Below are 19,455 nucleotides of genomic sequence, written 5' to 3' on the forward strand. Positions count from 1 at the left end.
AAAGTTCTCATTTTAAAGTTTATAAAATTATTAAAAATTAACCACCTGGACCTAAGTTAGAAGATTTTATTTTTAAAATTTTCCATATACCTGAAGCAGAGGTTATAATTTTATTGTTACATTTTAGTTCACAAAACAAAAATACTAGTGAATTTGTTTTTTTTAAAATTCTTGTAAAACCGGTGATTTCATCTCCCACTTTAGATGCACCAATAAATTTTAAGTCTAATGAAATGGTTACACAAGGTGCATTACCTGACGCTCTGTGTGCAGCAGTTCCTGCACCTGCATCAATTAAGGCTGATAAATAACCACCATGAGTTATTCCTGCATTATTCAAATGGTTTTCATTAATTATAGATTTAAACTCATATTCTGTTTCAGACATAGTTCTAAATAAAACACCACCATTGTGTTTCATAAAACCAGATTTAATACTTATTTGTTCAAATTCATTACTCATAATTTTTATAATATGAAGGTTAAAATTAATAAGATTATAAAAACAATTATAAAAAAATATATAACTGATTTTTGTAGAGATGATTTTAGTAGCCAATCTAACATTTTTTTATTTATCCTTTTTGGTGGACCGCCCAGAACTCGAATCTGGAATCTCCCGGTTCGTAGCCGAGCGCCTTATCCAATTTGGCCAGCGGTCCTTAATTAAATAATTTACTCAGTATATCAAAGTTTTTAATGTAATTTAACTTATAAAATATTATGTTGTATTAGCAATGACCAAAAAACTAGATGATGTAGTTATTACAGCTGCATTAAGAACACCTATAGGCACATATAAAGGATCTTTAAAAGATTTGAGTGCTGATAAATTAGGTGCATTAGCTATTAAAGAAGCTGTCTATAAATCAAAATTAAAATCAGACGATATTGATGAAGTGATTATGGGACATGTTTTAACTTCTGGACTAGGACAAAACCCAGCAAGACAAGCTTCTATTCATGCTGGAATTCCAGTTTCAAAACCTGCACATATAATCAATCAAGTATGTGGATCTGGATTAAGATCTGTAATTTCAGGATATCAGTCTATTAAACTAGGTGAAAATAAAATTATAGTTGCTGGTGGACAAGAAAATATGTCTAGAGCACCACATGCTATATTTTATCGAGAAGATAAAAGACTAGATGAAAATAAGTTAGTAGATACGATGATCAATGATGGATTAATAGACTCGTTTAACAATTATCACATGGGAATAACTGCTGAAAATGTTGCAGAAAAATATAAAATTTCTAGAGATGAACAAGATTTATTTGCATTAAATTCTCAAGAAAAAACTCAACAAGCTATAAATGAAAATAGATTCAAAAATGAGCTGATCAAATTAAAGATTGATACAGATAATAAAAATTTTCTTTTTGAAAAAGATGAACATCCAAGAAGCAATTTAAATTTAGAAGATCTAAAAAAACTAAAAACTGTTTTCAAAGAAAATGGAACAGTCACCGCAGGAAATTCATCAGGAATCAATGATGGTGCGGCAGCAACTATATTAATGTCTAGAGATGAAGCAGAACATAGAGACATAGAGCCTTTAGCTAAAGTAGTCTCTTGGGCAACTTGTGGTGTTGAACCCTCGTTGATGGGGTTAGGTCCAATTCAAGCTGTTAATATAGCTTTAGAAAAAGCTGAATGGAGGAGAGAAGATGTCGATTTATTTGAAATAAATGAAGCCTTTGCAGCTCAAAGTATTGCTGTAATTAGAGATCTTAAAATTCCTAAAGAGATTGTAAATGTTAATGGTGGGGCAATTGCATTAGGACATCCAATTGGAGCTTCAGGAACCAGAATTTTAGTAACTCTTATTCATGAGATGATTAGACGAAATAAAAGCAAAGGTTGTGCCACCCTCTGTATTGGTGGTGGAATGGGAATAGCCATGTGCATTGAGAGAAATTAACTTCTTATTTATTTGTTAATTTTAAAGTTTTTTGTTCAATAAAAATACAGGTTTGCACAAAAAGGCTTATTATTGTGCTAAAATAACATGAGATATAGTTTTTTTTAAGTGTATAAATCGATTTAAAATAATGAGTGAAAAATTACTTGTTCCGGACATTGGTGAATTTGAAAAAGTTGAGGTCATTGAACTTTTAGTAAAAGTTGGAGATCAAATAAACTTAAATGATCCTGTTGTTACCATTGAGAGTGACAAATCTAGTGTTGAAATTCCATCAACAGTTTCTGGCAAGATAGAATCTGTAAATATTAAAGTGGGTGATAAAGTTTCTAAAGGAGACATATTATTAAGTATTGAGTCTTCAAAAGAAAGCCCTTCAGAAAAGCCAATTCCTAAAGATACAGAAAGTATTATTAAACAAGCAGAATCTGTTTTAAAGAATGAAAAAAAAGAAGAAGCTAGTCAACAAAGTCCAGCCCCAGAAAAAAAACAAACAATAATTCAAGTTACAAATGAAAATGATATTGATCCATTAGAGACACAAGATTGGTTAGAGTCTTTATCTGCAGTTGTTGAAAAAGATGGAAATCAAAGAGCTCATTTTTTGATAAAAGAATTAATCAACAAAGCATATCAAGAAGGTGCAAATATTCCTTATACACAACACACTCCTTACATAAATACAATCCCACCAGAGGCAGAAGTCAAGTCCAATGGAGATCAGAACATTGAAAGAAGAATTAGATCTTTAATTAGATGGAATGCAGCAGCCATGGTTGTGAGAGCAAATAAAAAATTTCCTGAATTAGGTGGTCATATAGGAACATTCGCATCTGCAGCAACACTTTATGATGTAGGAATGAATCATTTTTGGAGAGCTAAAAATAATAAATTTGGTGGTGATTTAGTTTATTTTCAAGGTCATAGTGCACCAGGCATCTATGCTAGAGCATTTTTAGAAGGCAGATTAAATGAAAAACAATTAGATAGTTTTAGACAAGAAGTAAAACCAGGGGGACTTTCTTCATATCCACACCCTTGGTTGATGCCAAAGTTTTGGCAGTTTCCAACTGTGTCAATGGGATTAGGACCTATGCTTGCAATTTACCAGGCGAGATATATGAAATATTTAATTAATAGAGGATTAATTAAAGATGAAGGTAGAAAAGTTTGGGCATTTCTTGGTGATGGAGAAATGGATGAGCCTGAGTCTTTAGGTGCTATAGGGTTAGCTTCTAGGGAAAAACTGGATAATTTAATATTTGTTATAAACTGTAATCTTCAAAGATTAGATGGACCTGTTAGAGGTAATGGAAAAATTATTCAAGAGCTAGAAGGAAGTTTTAGAGGAGCTGGCTGGAATGTAATTAAAGTAATTTGGGGTTCTTACTGGGACTCACTGATTGCTAATGATAAAACAGGTCATTTAGTTAAAGCTATGAACGAAACTGTTGATGGTGAGTATCAAGCAATGAAGGCTAGAGATGGAGCTTACGTTAGAGAAAAATTTTTTGGAAAATATCCAGAGACACAAGAGCTAGTTTCTAGTTTGTCAGATAAAGATATTTGGAGATTGAATAGAGGTGGTCATGATCCTCATAAAGTTTATGCAGCATATGATCAGGCATCAAAAAATCAAGGCAGCCCAACGGTTATAATCGCTAAAACCATTAAAGGTTATGGCATGGGAAAAACAGGCGAAAGTGTTAACACAACTCATCAAACTAAGAAATTAGACGTAGACGATTTATTATATTATAGAGATCGTTTTGATGTGCCCTTGACTGACGATCAAGTAAAAAATGTAGAGTATTTTAAGCCAGACGAAAAATCTCCTGAAATTAAATACATCAAAGAAAGAAGAATGAACCTTGGGGGTTCTTTGCCAGAGAGAACAACTTACGCAAAGCCAATTAAAGCACCAGCAAAAGATATTTTTGATTTTATGAAAGTATCAACAGGTGAAAAAGAAATGTCTACAACCATGGCATTAGTTAGAATGTTTACAAATTTGCTAAGAGACAAGAATGTTTCACCGAGGTTAGTCCCAATTATTCCTGATGAAGCAAGAACTTTTGGCATGGAAGGATTTTTTCAAAAAATAGGAATATATGCTCATGAAGGTCAAAAATATGAACCTGAAGACTCTGCACAGTTAAGCTCTTATAGAGAAGATAAAAGTGGACAAGTATTAGAGGAAGGAATTAATGAAGCTGGAGCAATGTCATCATGGATTGCAGCTGCAACAGCTTACACGAATCATGATATTGAAATGATTCCAATTTATATTTTTTACTCAATGTTTGGTTTTCAAAGAATAGGAGATCTTGCATGGGCTGCTGGAGATAGTCAGGCCAGAGGTTTTTTAATTGGAGCAACAGCTGGAAGAACTACTTTGGCTGGTGAAGGATTACAACACCAAGATGGACACAGTCACTTGATAGCTTCAACGATACCAAATTGTGTAACATATGACCCAACTTTTCATTATGAGTTAGCTGTTATTTTTAGAGAAGGCTTGAGAAGAATGCATGAAAAAAATGAAAATGTTTTTTATTATATCACAACCATGAATGAAAACTATTCACATCCAGGAATGCCAAAAGATAAAAATTGTGAAGAAGGAATTCTTAAAGGAATGTACAAGATTAAAGAATTTAATAGGTATGGAAAAACAAAAATTCAACTTTTAGGCTCAGGTACAATATTGAGAGAAATGATGTCTGCAGCAGAAATTCTTCAAAATGAATATCAGATAGATAGTGAAATTTGGAGTGTTACTAGCTTTAATGAGTTGAGAAAAGATGGCATGGAAGTTGAAAGATATAATCTCTTAAACCCTGATAAAGAACAAAAAGTTTCATTTGTAGAACAGTGTTTAGGAAAAACTGAAGGACCGATTATGGCAGCCTCAGATTATATGAGAATGAATTCTGACCAAATTAGACCTTATACTAATAAAAGTTTTTATTCTTTAGGGACAGATGGTTATGGAAGAAGTGACACTAGAAAAAACCTTAGAAAATTTTTTGAAGTTGATAAAGAGCATATTGTTGCCTATGGACTGAGTGTGTTAGCAAAAGAGCAACTGATAGCTTCTAAATACGCTAAAGAAGCCATAAAGAAGTATAATATTGATGGCAGCAAACCAATGCCAACAAAACTATAAGATGTCAGATAAAGAGATTAAAGTACCAAATATTGGTGAATTTAAAGACGTTGAGGTAATTGAGGTGCTAGTTTCAAATGGCCAGTCAGTTTCTAAAAATGATCCACTTATTACAATTGAGAGTGACAAATCTAGTGTTGAAATACCAGCTTCTTTTGATGGAAAGGTTAAGTCTGTTAAAATTAAAGTGGGAGATAGGGTTTCAGAAGGTGATTTAATATTAACTATAGAACAGTCTGGAGAAGAAGAAAAAAAAATAGAACAAAAAACTATTAAAGAAGCAGAACAAGTTACAAATCAAAATCAAGTAGAAAAAATTGCAAAAGTCAATCCAGCACAAAATACAATAAAAAAAGATAATTCAGAAATTTCATCTGCAAGCCCAAAAGTACGTAAATTTGCTAGAGAACTTGGGGTTAATATTAATGAAATAGTTGGTAGTGAAAGACAGGGAAGAATTGTGGAAGATGATGTAAAAAATTTTATATCCTCTAGAATTAATAAAGCTCCAGATAAGACCGAAGTTCAACCAAAAAAAATTGTTAGTGAATATTCTCATTCTGATTTTGGTGAAATTGAAGTTAAAGATATGCCTAGAGTTAAAAAATTAGCCTCTACATATTTAGTTAATTCTTGGACTACAATACCTCATGTCACAAATCATGATGAAGCAGATATAACTGAAATGGAAGATTTTAGAACTTCACTTACTGACATGTATACAGGGGAAAGAAAAAAAATTACTCCATTAGCTTTTATTGTTAAAGCTTTAGTTGCATCTTTAAAAAAGTTTCCTAGTTTCAACTCTTCAATAGATGATATTGAAAATGGAAAAATTACAATGAAAAACTATTTTCATGTTGGGATTGCAGTGGATACTCCACATGGTTTAATGGTGCCAAAAATTAGAAATGCTGACAATAAAAGCATCTCATATATTAGCAATGAATTGAAAATAGTAAGTGACCAATGTAGAAATTTAAAAATAGATAAGAAAGAATTTTTTGGAGGATCTATGACTATTACGAGTCTTGGAGGAATTGGAGGTTCATTCTTTACACCAATAATAAATTATCCAGAAGTTGCTATATTAGGAGTAGGCAAGGCACAAAAAAAACAAATTTTTATTAATGGGAAATTTGAAACAAGAACAATGCTACCGCTTTCTTTATCATATGATCACAGAATAATTGATGGAGCTGAAGCAGCTAGATTTAATAATGATCTAAAAGAAAATTTAGGCAAAAATTTTGCTTATAAATTAGCTGTATAGATATTAATGTCAAAAACATCATCATTATTTTGTGCATTATTATGTACATTCATATGGGGAACGACTTTTATAGCTCAAGATACTGGAATGGACGACATTGGCCCTTTCACTTTTAATGCTGTCAGGTTTTTTGTTGGTTTTTTAGTAGTAGCTCCATTAGCTTTTATTTTTGAAAGAAAAAAAATATCAAAATCAGTACAAAAAAATCAAAAAGAATTTATCAACTTGGCTATTTTAATAGGCCTATCTTTATTTTTGGGATCAGCACTTCAACAAGTAGCTTTACTCTATACAGATGTTGCTAATGCTGCATTCTTTACGATTTTTTATGTGCCAATGGTTCCGTTTATAATTTTTTTCATGTATAAAAAGCCAATTCACTGGAGTATTTGGCCTTCTGTTCTTCTTTGTGTGATGGGAGGTTATTTGTTAACTAATTTTTATAGCGCAACAGTTAGAAATGGTGATGCACTTATAATAATAGGCGCATTTTTCTGGAGTACACACATTATTTTTACTGGCAAAATTATAGAAAAATATAATCTTCCATTAACAATTGGTGCGATTCAAACTTTAATTGTTTCCTCGCTATCATTAATTATAGGATTAATTTTTGAAGATTTTATTTGGTCCAATATTCTTAAAGAAAAATTTCAAATCTTATATGCTGGAATTTTGTCTGGAGGTCTTGCATTTGTTTTACAAATATATGCACAAAAAAATATATCCCCTGCTCCCTCAGCAATAATCTTTTCTTTAGAGGGTGTTTTTGCGACAATTGCTGCTTGGATTTTATTAGATCAAATTTTAGATATAAATAATTTATTTGGATGTTTATTTATTTTATTTGGTGTTTTGTTTTCACAATTAGCACCAATATTAAAAAAAAATTAATTATATATTATTATAAACAGAATTATTGAAATAATTATTCTGTAAATAACAAAAACATTCAAAGAAAATTTGTTTATATAATCTAGGAAAAACTTAACTGTAAAATAAGAAAATAAAAAAGAAAGAGTGATTGATATTAGTACAAGATAGTTAAGCTCAAAGCTTTGACCAATGGCATTTTTTAACTGTAGCACACTTGCTCCAGCTATAGCAGGTATAGCTAGTAAAAAAGAAATTTTACTTGAATCAAATCTATTAAATCTAAAAAGTCTTGCAGCCGTTATTGTAATACCTGCCCTACTCACACCAGGTATTAAAGCAAGTATTTGGAACAAACCAATATATAGTATTGTTTTAAAATTTAAATTAGATGATATTTTTTTATCAAATTTACTTTTATCTGCGAGATATAAGATAATTCCAAAAATTAATGTTGTCCAAGCGATTATCTTTAAATTGTTTTCTAATAGGTTAACTAGACCTGTGGAGCTGATTACGTAGCCAGCTATTACAATTGGTATTGAGCCAATAATTAATAAAGATAATAACTTCTGATTATTTCTAAGGTCCAATAACTCTCTTCTAAAATAAAAGACTATTGCAAGTAAAGAGCCAAGATGGAGACTAACATCAATCATTAGTGAGTTAGAATTAAACTCAAATATTATCTCAACAATATTCAAGTGAGCTGATGAACTAATTGGTAAAAATTCTGATATTCCCTGAACTATTGATAAGATTATAATTTCAATAATATTTGAGAACATTTAATGCTTCGTAGCTTAAATATTCAATAATTTAAACAATTCCATTTTAACATATTAGATATGCATAAATTAAAATATTAAGATTTAATTGGATTTATTTCAAATTTAAGGTCATATATGCTGACCTTGTTTGTCTTTTATTACATAAAACCTTGATATATGCTAAATTTATTGAGGGTTAAATATGTCAGAAAATATGCTTAAATTTGTTAAAATAGGTCAACAAACTCCACCTAAAAGAGAAGTTGGAAATAGAAAAGAAGACTTTAATGAAATTTATAAGGAATTTATTAACGATAAAGCAAGCGAACAATCTAGCAGGTGTTCTCAATGTGGAGTTCCTTTTTGCCAGGTCCATTGTCCATTAAGTAATAATATTCCAGATTGGCTAAAATTAACCGCAGAAGGACGATTAAAAGAGGCTTACGAATTATCTCAAAGCACTAACAACATGCCAGAGGTGTGTGGAAGAATATGTCCACAAGATAGATTGTGTGAAGGAAATTGTGTAATTGAACAATCTGGACATGGAACTGTAACTATAGGTTCAGTTGAGAAGTATATTACTGATAATGCTTGGGAACAAGGATGGGTAAATCCAATAAAGGTTAAAAATGAAAAGAGTCAAAGTATTGGAATTATAGGAGCAGGCCCAGCTGGTCTAGCTGCTGCGGAGCAGTTACGTAAGTCAGGTTATCAAATTACAGTATACGATCGATATGATAGAGCTGGTGGTTTAATGATTTATGGCATTCCAAATTTTAAATTAGAAAAATTTGTTGTAGAGAGAAGAACCAAATTATTAGAAGAAGGTGGAATTAAATTTGTTCAAAATTTTGAAGTTGGAAAAGATGCTACATTAGAGCAATTAAGAAAAAAACATGATGCTCTTTTAATTGCAACTGGAGTTTATAAAGCTCGAGAAATAGATCTTCCAGGAAAAGATTTAGGAAATATATTTCCAGCCATGGAATTTTTAACAGCTTCAAATAAAAAAGGATTAGGAGACAAAGTAGAATTATTTGATAATGGAACTTTAAATGCTGAAGGAAAAAATATTGTAGTAATTGGAGGAGGTGACACTGCAATGGACTGTGTTAGAACTTCAATCAGACAAAAAGCAAAATCAGTTAAATGTCTTTACAGGAGAGACAAAGAAAATATGCCTGGATCTGCAAGAGAGGTAGCCAATGCAGAGGAAGAGGGAGTAGAGTTTGTATGGCTATCTAGTCCCAAAGAATTTATTGGAACAAATAAAGTTGAAGGTTTGATAGTGGATAAGATCAAACTTGGGGAACCTGATGACAGTGGAAGACGTAAACCAGAAATTCAGAATAATTCTCACTTTAATATTAAGGCAGACATAGTAATTAAGGCTCTTGGTTTTGATCCAGAAAATTTACCAAAACTATTTGGTTCTGAGGATCTACAAGTTACTAAATGGGGAACATTAAAAACCAATTTTGATACTATGGAGACAAATTTACCAGGTGTGTTTGCAGCTGGAGATATTATTAGGGGTGCATCTTTAGTTGTCTGGGCCATAAAAGACGGAAGAGATGTAGCAGTATCAATAAAAAATTTTTTAGAAACCAAAGAACTCAGTAAAGAGAAGGTTGCTTAATGAAAAATTATAAAAAAAATCTTAAAATTCTTGAGGATGGTCATGTTTATTCTAAAGAAATGGAGCATGACGCTTGTGGAGTAGGGTTAATTGCTTCTACAGAAGGTAAAAAATCAAGGAAAGTAGTAGAATATGGAATTAATGCCCTAAAAGCGGTTTGGCACAGAGGAGCAGTTGATGCTGATGGAAAAACAGGTGATGGAGCTGGAATCCATTTAGAAATTCCCTCAGACTTCTTTGCTGAAAAGATAGAAATCACAGGTCATGACCATGATGGTTCAGAAATTTGTGTGGGTATGATTTTTTTACCCAGAAACAATTATCAAGCACAAGAAAATGCAAGAACTTTAGTTGAAAGTGAATTAACAAAAAGTAATTTTAGTATTTATGGATGGAGACAGGTTCCAGTAAATCCAAAAGTTTTAGGTGAAAAGGCAAATCTTACAAGACCAGAAATTACTCAAGTATTATTTAAACATAATAATAAAGATTTAACAGAAAAAGAGTTAGAAAGAAAAATTTATGAATCAAGAAGAAAAATTGAAAAAGAAGCTATTAAAGATGCGATAGAAGGTTTTTATATTTGTTCAATAAGTTCTAAGTCAGTTATTTATAAGGGCATGTTTTTAGCGGAGTCTATTGCAGATTTTTATTTAGATTTAAAGGATGAGAGGTTTATATCTCGATTTGCAATATTTCATCAAAGATTTTCAACAAACACAGCACCTAGTTGGGATCTGGCACAACCTTTTAGAGCATTAGCTCATAATGGAGAAATAAATACATTCAAAGGAAATACAAACTGGATGAAAATTCATGAGCAAGAAATGAATAGTCCATTATTTGATAATATGGAAAATTTAAAACCAGTTATACAACCAGGATCATCAGACTCTGCTGCGCTAGATAGTGTTTTTGAACTTTTAAATATTTCTGGCCAATCAGCACCCCTTGCAAAATTAATGTTAATTCCAGATGCATGGTCTAAAAAAAGTCAAACATTATCAAAAGATCACCAACAACTATTTAATTTTTTAAATAGTACAATGGAGCCATGGGATGGACCAGCCGCTATTGCAGCTACTGATAATGAATGGGCTATAGTAGCTGCTGATAGAAATGGGTTACGCCCAATGAGATATACTATTTCAAAAGATAAAATATTGTGTGCAGGATCAGAAACGGGAATGGTTGAAATTGATGAGAAGCAAATTCTTAAAAAAGGTAGATTAGGACCTGGAGAAATTCTTGGAGTTAGAATAGCTAAAGGTAAAGTATTCTCTAATGTTGAAATAAAAGACTATCTAGCAAAAGAGTTTAAACATTTTAACAATCAAATAATTGATTTAGAAAAGAAATTCCCAATAAAGAATGAAAAATCTACTTTTTCAGGTGATGAGCTAAAAAAAAGACAACATACATTTGGTTATAGTTTAGAAGATCTGGAGCTTATTCTTCATCCGATGGCAGAAGATGCAAAAGAAGCCATTGGTTCTATGGGTGATGACACTCCACTTGCAGTATTGTCTGACCGTTATAGACCGCTTTACCATTTTTTTAGACAAAATTTTAGTCAAGTTACAAATCCACCAATTGATTCTTTAAGAGAAAACAAGGTTATGAGTTTAAAAACTCGTTTTGGTAATCTTGGAAATATTTTAGATTTCACTAATTTAACAGAAGAAAACATATACGTTTTAGACAGCCCCATATTATCAAATTCTCAATTAGAAAAATTTATTAATTTTTTTGGGGAAAAATCAATAACAATTGATTGTACTTTTGATAAAAGTGAAAATCTTGAAACTTCTATTGAGAGAATTAGAAAAGAGTCTGAAATTGCAGTTCGACAAGGCCTTACGCAATTAGTTTTAAGTGATAAAAATATTTCTGAAAAAAGATTACCCATCCCAATGCTATTATGTGTTGGTGCAATAAATACTTATCTTATTAAAAAAAAATTAAGAGGCTATGCATCAATCAATGCTCAAACTGGAGAAGCATTAGACACGCATTCATTTGCAACACTTATAGGTGTTGGAGCAACTACTGTTAATCCTTATTTAGCAATGGATAGTTTATATCAAAGGTTTGAAAAAAAATTATTTGGAAAGTTTGAGTACGATGAATGCATAGCTAGATATATACAATCGGTAAATTATGGACTTCTGAAAATAATGTCAAAAATGGGAATTTCGGTCATAAGCTCTTATAGAGGTGGATGTAATTTCGAAACAGTTGGTTTGAGTAGAACAGTAGCATCAGAATACTTTCCAGGAATTTTATCAAAGATTTCAGGCATAGGGTTAAATGGAATAGAAAAAAAATTAAGAACTATTCACAAAGAAGCATTTGAAGGAACGGATGCAGTTTTACCAATTGGAGGAATTTATAGATATAGAAAGGATGGTGAAACTCATCAATATCAAGGTAAGCTCATTCATCTTTTGCAAAGTGCAGTTTCATCAAATTCTTTTGAAGCTTATAAAAAATATGCAGAAGGTATTTATAATCTTCCTCCTATACACCTTAGAGACTTGATTGGATTTAGAGATAAAAATTTAAACCCATCCTTAGATATTTCAGAAGTAGAACCAATCGAAAATATTTTAACAAGATTTGGAAGTGGAAGTATGTCTCATGGCGCATTATCGAAAGAAGCACACGAAACATTAGCTATAGGAATGAATAGAATTAAAGGAGCCTCTTGTAGTGGTGAAGGTGGAGAAGATGAAAAAAGATTTATTAAGATGGAAAACGGAGATAGTGCTAATTCTAGAGTTAAGCAAATAGCCTCAGCAAGATTTGGAGTAACACTTAAATATCTAAATAACTGTAACGAAATAGAGATTAAAATTGCACAAGGAGCAAAACCTGGTGAGGGAGGTCAATTACCAGGGTTTAAAGTTACAGAAGAAATTGCCAAATTAAGACATTCAACTCCGGGTGTAACCCTAATATCACCACCACCTCACCATGATATTTATTCTATCGAGGATTTAGCTCAATTAATTTACGATCTTAAACAAGCCAATCCAAAAGCAAGAGTTGGTGTAAAATTAGTAGCATCTTCTGGGATAGGAACAATCGCAGCTGGAGTAGCTAAAGCTAAAGCAGATATAATTTTAATTTCTGGACATAATGGAGGAACAGGAGCTACACCACAAACAAGTGTTAAATATGTGGGGATACCTTGGGAGATGGGATTAACTGAAGCTAATCAAGTTTTAACTTTAAATAATTTAAGGCATAAAGTTACTCTAAGAACAGATGGTGGAATTAAAACAGGAAGAGATGTTATTATTGCAGCCATGATGGGAGCAGAAGAATATGGAGTAGCTACTACAGCTTTAGTAGCCATGGGATGTATAATGGTTAGACAGTGTCACTCAAACACATGTCCAGTTGGAGTTTGTACTCAAGATGAAAAACTAAGAGAAAAATTTTCTGGTACGCCAGAAAAGGTAGTCAACTTATTTAAATTTATAGCCGAGGAAGTAAGAGAAATTTTAGCACAAATAGGATTTAAATCATTAAATGAAATAATTGGTAGGACTGATTTATTAAGACAGGTAAGTAAAGCTTCACCAAACTTAGATGATTTAGATCTTAACCCTTTATTTGTTCAAACAGATGCTGGTGAGAACACAAGATACTGTACAGTTCCAGAAATAAATTCTGTTCCAGATACTTTGGATCAAGAAATTTTACCTGAAATTAAAGAACAAATTGGAAAAGTAAAAATTATTGAAAAGGAATATATTATTAAAAATACTCATAGGACAGTTGGAACAAGAATTTCTAATCATCTTTATGAAAAATATGGATCTGAAAAACTAGATGATGGCTTTTTATCTTTAAAGTTTAAAGGATCAGCTGGACAGTCATTTGGTGCATTTGCAATAAAAGGATTAAAACTTATTTTAAAAGGCGATGCTAATGATTATGTTGGTAAAGGTTTATCAGGCGCAACGGTGGTAGTCAAACTTCCAGACGAAAGTAATCTAGTTTCACATGAGAATACCATAATAGGAAATACAGTTTTGTATGGAGCAACATCTGGAAAACTTTTTGCAGCAGGTCAAGCTGGAGAAAGATATGCTGTAAGAAACTCAGGATCAATTTCAGTTATTGAAGGATGCGATTCTAATGCTTGTGAATATATGACTGGTGGTACAGTTGTAATTCTAGGCGATGTAGGAGACAATTTTGGAGCTGGAATGACTGGCGGAATGGCGTTTATTTACGATATAAATAAGAAATTTTATAAAAAAGTAAACCCAGAGACTGTAGTATGGCAAACGCCAGAAACAGATTATTGGATAACTTATTTAAAAAATTTAGTTCAAGAGCATCATCAGGAGACAAATTCAGATTTTTCTAAAAAGATTATAGAAAATTTTGATAGAGAAATTTCTAATTTTATTCAAGTTTGTCCAAAAGAAATGATTGATAAGCTAAAAAACCCAATAAGTTTAAAATCTATTATAAAAGAAGTTAGTTAAAATGAAGGATATAAATATTTTTTGTTTTGGTTTTGGCCAAGTAGCAAAAAATTTTATAAAGAAGCTTAGTGTTGAGCAGTATAATATTAATTTGTCAGCAACCTCTAGAAGTGAGTCTTCAAAAAAAACATTCAAGGGTATTAATTATAATAGTTATCTATTTAATAGAGACAACTTTGATCAAAATTTAGTTGTAAAATTAAAAGAAGCAGATCATATCTTAGTTTCTATACCACCAGAAAATCAAGAAGATTTAGTTATAAAAAATTTTTCTAAATTTATAGAAAGCTCCAAAGTAAAATGGATAACATATTTATCAGCCACTAGTATTTATGGTGATCATAAGGGAGAGTGGGTTAATGAAAATAGCAAAACAAACCCAATTTCAAATAATGGTATTGCAAGATTGAAAGCTGAAAATGCATGGTTTTCTCTAGAAAAAAGTAAGAAAATACCAATTCAGATATTTAGGTTATCTGGAATTTATTCTAATGAAAAAAATATTTTAATACGTCTAAAATCAGGAGGCGTGAAATTGATCAACAAAAAAAATCATTTTTTTTCTAGAATTCATGTAGATGATATTTCAAATATATTATTTAAATCTTTATCAAAATTTAAGTCAGGAGAAATATACAATCTATCTGATGATAAACCTTCTACATCTGAAGAGGTTACTTTATTTGGAGCAAAGATATTAAATATTGAAAATATCGAAAAAATTGAAGTTGACCAAATTAAAAGTGAGATGTTGAAAAATTTTTATAATGAGTCTAAAAAAGTTAGTAACAAAAAGATGAAAAGTTATTTTGATTATAATTTAAAATTTCCAAGCTATATCGAAGGATTAAACTATATTAGTTGTAATTTTATTTAGCTCTAAGAGTATTTTTTTTAAACCTCGTTTACTTGATAAGCTGTGATCACCATTTTTTATTATCACTAATTTTTTATTAGCTTTAGTAAATAACTTAAGAACTTTTCTAGAATAACTTGTTGGAACAACTTCATCTTTACTTCCATGAATCATAGTTACATTGATTTTAGATTTAATCTTTTTATTCAAGATTTTATTTTTTCTACCATCTTTTATTAACTGATAAGTGATTGGATACTCATAATTACCATGTTTTAAGTTATAAATTCCTTTCTTTATAGTTTCATTTTTCATTTTTTTTGTAAATTTTTTCCACATTAGGTTTTGTAAAAACTCTGGAGCTGAACCAATTCCTAAAAAACCTTTAATTTGATCTTTAAAATATTTAAATTGATTTAAGGAGAGCCACGCTCCCATACTTGAACCAACTAAGATAAATTTGTTTTTTTTAACTATTTTTTTTATTACTATTTTAACTTCTTTTGACCATTGTGTGATATTTCCCTTGGTAAATTTTCCTGAAGATTTTCCATGACCAGAATATTCAAGAGCAAGAAAACCAAGCTTATTTTTTTTTGCAAATTTTAGTATTGCCTGAGGTTTTTCACCTTCAATGCTTGACATAAAACCATGTAAAAAAACAATATAAAGATTATCTCTATAATCCTTACTTAAGTATCTTATTTGCCTGTTATTAAGGACCTTAATATATTTAAATTTATTCATATAAGTTTATTAGAATTAATTCTTAATATATAGTTCTATCAAATGTCTTCAGAATTAAAAGTACTGCAAGTAATTCCTAAACTTGGATATGGGGGTGCGGAAACAGGCTGTTACGATCTTGCACACTATTTACCAGAAAATAATTGTAGCTCTTATATAGTAACTAGTGGAGGAGAGTTATTAAAATTTATTGATAAAAAAAAAGTAAAAGTAATAAAACTTCCCGTCCATAGTAAAAATCCATTTTTAATGCTCTTTAATTCAATAGCTTTGATTTTTATTATTTTACTAAATAATATATCTATTGTTCATGCAAGAAGTCGTGCTCCAGCTTGGTCTTGTTTGTTTGCAACAAAAATTACAAGAAGAAAGTTTGTTACAACTTTTCATGGTACCTATAATTTTAAAAACTCAATTAAAAAATTCTATAATTCAGTAATGGTTAGATCAGATTTAATAATAGCAGGATCAAATTTTATTTTTTCACATATTAATCAAAATTATCCAAAATATTTAGATTTAAAAAAAAAATTCTTGGTAATTTTTAGGGGAATTAATGTCGATTATTTTGAATTATCAACAATTTTAGACAGTGAAGAAAACAGACTTATTTCAGATTGGGATGTTGATAGAAATAAAAAAACGATCCTAATGCCAGGTCGGTTAACTGCTTGGAAAGGTCAGGAGACATTTATTGAGGCATTAAATCTTGTTAATAAAGAACTGGGGTATGAGTCTTTTAATGCTATTATTTTGGGTAGCGATCAAGGAAGAGACATTTATACTAAAAAAATTAAAAGATTGGCTGAGCAATATAGGCTAACTAGTCAGTTAAAATTTATAGAACATTGTAAAAATATGCCGTTAGCCTATAAAATATCAGACATTGTTGTTTCAGCCTCAGTAGAACCTGAAGCTTTTGGAAGGGTAGCAGTTGAAGCTCAATCAATGGAAAAACCAATAATAGCAAGTGATATTGGGGGATCTAACGAAACTATTATTGATAACGTGACAGGTTTTTTATTTCAGTCTGGTAATGCAGAAGCTTTGAGTAAAAAAATAATAGAAGTCTTACAATTAGACGAATCTAGATTGAAATCTATTGGTATAGAAGGTAGAAAAAATATAATTAAAAAATTTAATGTTGAAAAAATGTGTTTTTCTACATATTCAGAATACAAAAAATTATTAAATTAAATGCCATTAATAACATTGCCAGACGGAAACACTATTGAATTTCCAAATAAAGTAACAGGACTTGAGGTTGCTGAAAAGATTAGTAAATCTTTATCAAAGCAGGCAACTATTATTAGTGTTAATGAAGAACTTAAGGATTTAAGTTTTGTTATTGATGAGGATTGCTCAGTTAAAATTTTTACTTCAAAAGATAAAGAAGGTTTAGAAACTATTCGTCATGATACGGCCCATATAACTGCAATGGCAGTTCAAGAACTCTTTCCAGGAACGCAAGTAACCATTGGTCCAATTATAGAAAATGGATTTTATTATGATTTTTCAAGAAAAGAACCCTTTACAGAAGATGATTTAAATAAAATTGAAAATAAAATGAAAGAAATCGTTGATAGAGATATTCCAACTACAAGAGAAGTTTGGAAAAGAGATAAAGCCATATCTCATTTCAAAGATAAAGGAGAAATATACAAGGCTGAAATTATTGAAAGTATTCCACAGGGTGAAGATGTTTCTATATATTTTCATGGAGACTGGCATGATTTATGCAGAGGCCCTCATCTTTCTTCAACGGGAAAAATTGGTAAGTACTTTAAATTAACAAAGGTATCTGGGGCTTATTGGAGAGGTGACTCAAATAATGAAATGTTGCAAAGAATTTATGGAACAAGTTGGGCATCACAAAAAGATTTAGATGAATATTTAAAAAGAATAGAAGAAGCAGAAAAAAGAGACCACAGAAAACTTGGAAAAGAAATGGATTTATTTCACTTTAGGGAAGAAAGTCCAGGATCAGTATTTTGGCATGAAAAAGGTTGGAAGTTATTTCAAAAATTAGTTGCATATATGAGAGCTAGACAAGAAAAAGCTGGCTACAAAGAAGTGAACACTCCTGAAATTTTAGATAGATCTCTTTGGGAAAAATCTGGCCACTGGGAAAAATATGGAGAGCATATGTATACTTCTCAAACACCAGATGAAAAAATATTTGCAATAAAACCAATGAATTGCCCAGGTCACGTACAAGTTTTTAATCAAGGATTAAAAAGTTACCGAGATCTTCCTTTAAGAATTTCAGAATTTGGAAAAGTACACAGATATGAGCCTTCAGGTGCTTTACATGGACTTTTAAGAGTTAGAGCTTTTACTCAAGACGATGCTCATATTTTTTGCACAGAAGATCAAATTACATCAGAATGTTTGATTGTTACTAATTTAATTTTAGATATTTATAAAGATCTTGGATTTGAAGATGTAATATTAAAATACTCAGATAGACCAGACTTAAGAGTTGGTGATGATAATGTTTGGGACAAAGCTGAAAAAGCTTTATTAGATGCAGTTAAAGCTTCAAAGCTTCAATACACAATTAATAAAGGAGAGGGAGCATTCTATGGTCCAAAAATTGAATTTGTTTTACGAGATGCTATTGGTAGGGATTGGCAATGTGGAACTTTACAAGTAGACCTTAATTTACCAGGAAGATTAGATGCTTCTTTTGTTGATAAAGATGGAACTAAAAAAATTCCTGTAATGCTTCACAGGGCGTTATTTGGATCATTAGAAAGATTTATTGGAATTCTTATAGAAAATTATGCAGGCAAATTTCCATTTTGGATAGCTCCTTTACAAGCTGTTGTAATTCCAATTTCAGAGGAATTTGATTCTTATGCAAAAGAAGTAAATGAAAAAATTAACAATGCAGGCATAAGCTCTGAGGTAGATTTAAAAAACCATAACTTAAATTATAAAATTAGAGAACATTCACTATCAAAAATACCACTTTTATTGATTTGTGGAAAAAAAGAAGTTGACAGTAACTCAGTAACGATTAGAAGATTGGATACGAACAAACAAGAAAATATGGAATTAAACTTATTCTTAGAAACTTTCTCAGCTTTAAACAAAGCATCCTCAAACTAAGTGGCAGATTTTAAACAAAATTATTTTCAAAGAAGAACTAAAGATAAAGGTCCAAGATCTAACAATAGAATTTCTTCACCTGAGGTTCAAGTAATTGGAAGCGATGGTGAAAATATAGGAATCATTAATACTAATGAAGCTATATCAATGGCTAAAGAGCAAGGATTGGATTTAATTGAAATAGCTCCAAACGCAAAACCACCTGTATGTAAAATTATTGATATGGGTAAATTTAAATATGATGCTCAAAAAAAAGCAAATGTTGCTAAAAAGAAACAAAAAATAGTTTTATTAAAAGAAATTAAAATGAGACCAGTTACAGAAACTCATGATTATGATTTTAAAGTTAAAAATGCTAAAAAATTTATTGGAAAAGGTGACAAGGTAAAATTTACAATACGATTTAAGGGTAGAGAGCTACAACACTCACACTTAGGTAGAGAATTAATGGATAAAATAAAAGCTGATATGCAAGATATTGGCAAAGTTGAATTGCACCCAAAGTTTGATGGTAAGCAAATGATCATGGTTATTCAGCCTTTATAAGGCTTAATAGAGGTTGTAAATCCATTCCAATATTT

Annotated in this window: 13 protein-coding genes and 1 tRNA gene; 10 read left to right on the forward strand and 4 right to left on the reverse strand. The window is 30.8% G+C overall.

Going from position 1 to position 19,455, the window contains the following annotated elements:
* Nucleotides 1-37: 37 nt before the first annotated feature.
* Both AC5SL3_RS00095 and AC5SL3_RS00100 read right to left on the reverse strand, forming a co-directional pair.
* A complete protein-coding gene (locus AC5SL3_RS00095) occupies nt 38-463 on the reverse strand; it encodes a PaaI family thioesterase (protein ID WP_233788033.1) in 426 nt (141 codons plus the stop codon).
* Nucleotides 464-585: 122 nt separating this feature from the next.
* Nucleotides 586-662, reverse strand: a tRNA-Arg gene (locus AC5SL3_RS00100).
* 75 nt (nt 663-737) lie between these two features.
* Here AC5SL3_RS00100 and AC5SL3_RS00105 point away from each other — a divergent pair.
* The 4 genes from AC5SL3_RS00105 (at nt 738) to AC5SL3_RS00120 (ending at nt 7,261) form a co-directional block, all read left to right on the forward strand.
* Entirely contained in the window at nt 738-1,925 is a 1,188-nt protein-coding gene (locus AC5SL3_RS00105) for an acetyl-CoA C-acetyltransferase (RefSeq protein WP_011281701.1), read from the forward strand.
* A 130-nt stretch (nt 1,926-2,055) separates the two neighbouring features.
* Nucleotides 2,056-5,094 carry a pyruvate dehydrogenase (acetyl-transferring), homodimeric type gene (gene aceE / locus AC5SL3_RS00110; RefSeq protein ID WP_020169010.1) on the forward strand — a complete coding sequence of 1,013 codons (3,039 nt, stop codon included), beginning with the start codon at nt 2,056-2,058 and terminating at the stop codon, nt 5,092-5,094.
* A gap of 1 nt (nt 5,095) precedes the next feature.
* The gene (locus tag AC5SL3_RS00115) at nt 5,096-6,367 is read left to right on the forward strand and encodes a 2-oxo acid dehydrogenase subunit E2 (protein ID WP_271580130.1); all 1,272 of its coding nucleotides are present in this window, start codon (nt 5,096-5,098) and stop codon (nt 6,365-6,367) included.
* Nucleotides 6,368-6,373: 6 nt separating this feature from the next.
* Nucleotides 6,374-7,261, forward strand: a complete 888-nt coding sequence (locus tag AC5SL3_RS00120) for a DMT family transporter (RefSeq protein ID WP_011281704.1) — start codon at nt 6,374-6,376, stop codon at nt 7,259-7,261.
* On the opposite strand, the gene AC5SL3_RS00125 is transcribed toward AC5SL3_RS00120, so the two are convergent.
* Nucleotides 7,258-8,028 carry an undecaprenyl-diphosphate phosphatase gene (locus tag AC5SL3_RS00125; protein ID WP_011281705.1) on the reverse strand — a complete coding sequence of 257 codons (771 nt, stop codon included), beginning with the start codon at nt 8,026-8,028 and terminating at the stop codon, nt 7,258-7,260. The genes AC5SL3_RS00120 and AC5SL3_RS00125 overlap by 4 nt on opposite strands.
* 184 nt (nt 8,029-8,212) lie before the next feature.
* On the opposite strand from AC5SL3_RS00125, the gene AC5SL3_RS00130 reads away from it, so the two are divergent.
* The 3 genes from AC5SL3_RS00130 to AC5SL3_RS00140 are packed head-to-tail and all read left to right on the forward strand — an operon-like array spanning nt 8,213 to nt 15,034.
* On the forward strand, nt 8,213-9,652 hold the full coding sequence (locus AC5SL3_RS00130; RefSeq protein ID WP_011281706.1) for an NAD(P)-dependent oxidoreductase: 1,440 nt from the start codon (nt 8,213-8,215) through the stop codon (nt 9,650-9,652).
* On the forward strand, nt 9,652-14,157 hold the full coding sequence (gene gltB / locus AC5SL3_RS00135; protein ID WP_494578121.1) for a glutamate synthase large subunit: 4,506 nt from the start codon (nt 9,652-9,654) through the stop codon (nt 14,155-14,157). Before AC5SL3_RS00130 ends, gltB begins: the two co-directional genes overlap by 1 nt.
* Before the next feature lies 1 nt (nt 14,158).
* Nucleotides 14,159-15,034 (forward strand): NAD-dependent epimerase/dehydratase family protein, encoded by an 876-nt coding sequence (locus AC5SL3_RS00140; protein ID WP_494578123.1) that lies wholly within the window; start codon nt 14,159-14,161, stop codon nt 15,032-15,034.
* On the opposite strand, the gene AC5SL3_RS00145 is transcribed toward AC5SL3_RS00140, so the two are convergent.
* Nucleotides 15,005-15,760, reverse strand: a complete 756-nt coding sequence (locus AC5SL3_RS00145; protein ID WP_018413763.1) for an alpha/beta fold hydrolase — start codon at nt 15,758-15,760, stop codon at nt 15,005-15,007. The genes AC5SL3_RS00140 and AC5SL3_RS00145 overlap by 30 nt on opposite strands.
* A gap of 42 nt (nt 15,761-15,802) precedes the next feature.
* Between AC5SL3_RS00145 and AC5SL3_RS00150 the strand changes: the two genes are divergently transcribed.
* From AC5SL3_RS00150 to infC, 3 genes are read left to right on the forward strand one after another with little or no spacing between them, the layout of a single operon-like run.
* The gene (locus AC5SL3_RS00150) at nt 15,803-16,957 is read left to right on the forward strand and encodes a glycosyltransferase family 4 protein (RefSeq protein ID WP_018413764.1); all 1,155 of its coding nucleotides are present in this window, start codon (nt 15,803-15,805) and stop codon (nt 16,955-16,957) included.
* Nucleotides 16,958-18,874: a threonine--tRNA ligase gene (gene thrS, locus AC5SL3_RS00155; RefSeq protein WP_494578125.1), complete on the forward strand. Its 1,917-nt coding sequence runs from the start codon at nt 16,958-16,960 to the stop codon at nt 18,872-18,874. It abuts the gene before it with no gap.
* Nucleotides 18,875-19,420, forward strand: coding sequence for a translation initiation factor IF-3 (gene infC, locus AC5SL3_RS00160; RefSeq protein WP_006997463.1), 546 nt, complete (start codon nt 18,875-18,877; stop codon nt 19,418-19,420).
* The last annotated feature ends 35 nt before the right edge of the window (nt 19,421-19,455 follow it).

Source organism: Candidatus Pelagibacter sp. PS_34, assembly GCF_059417845.1.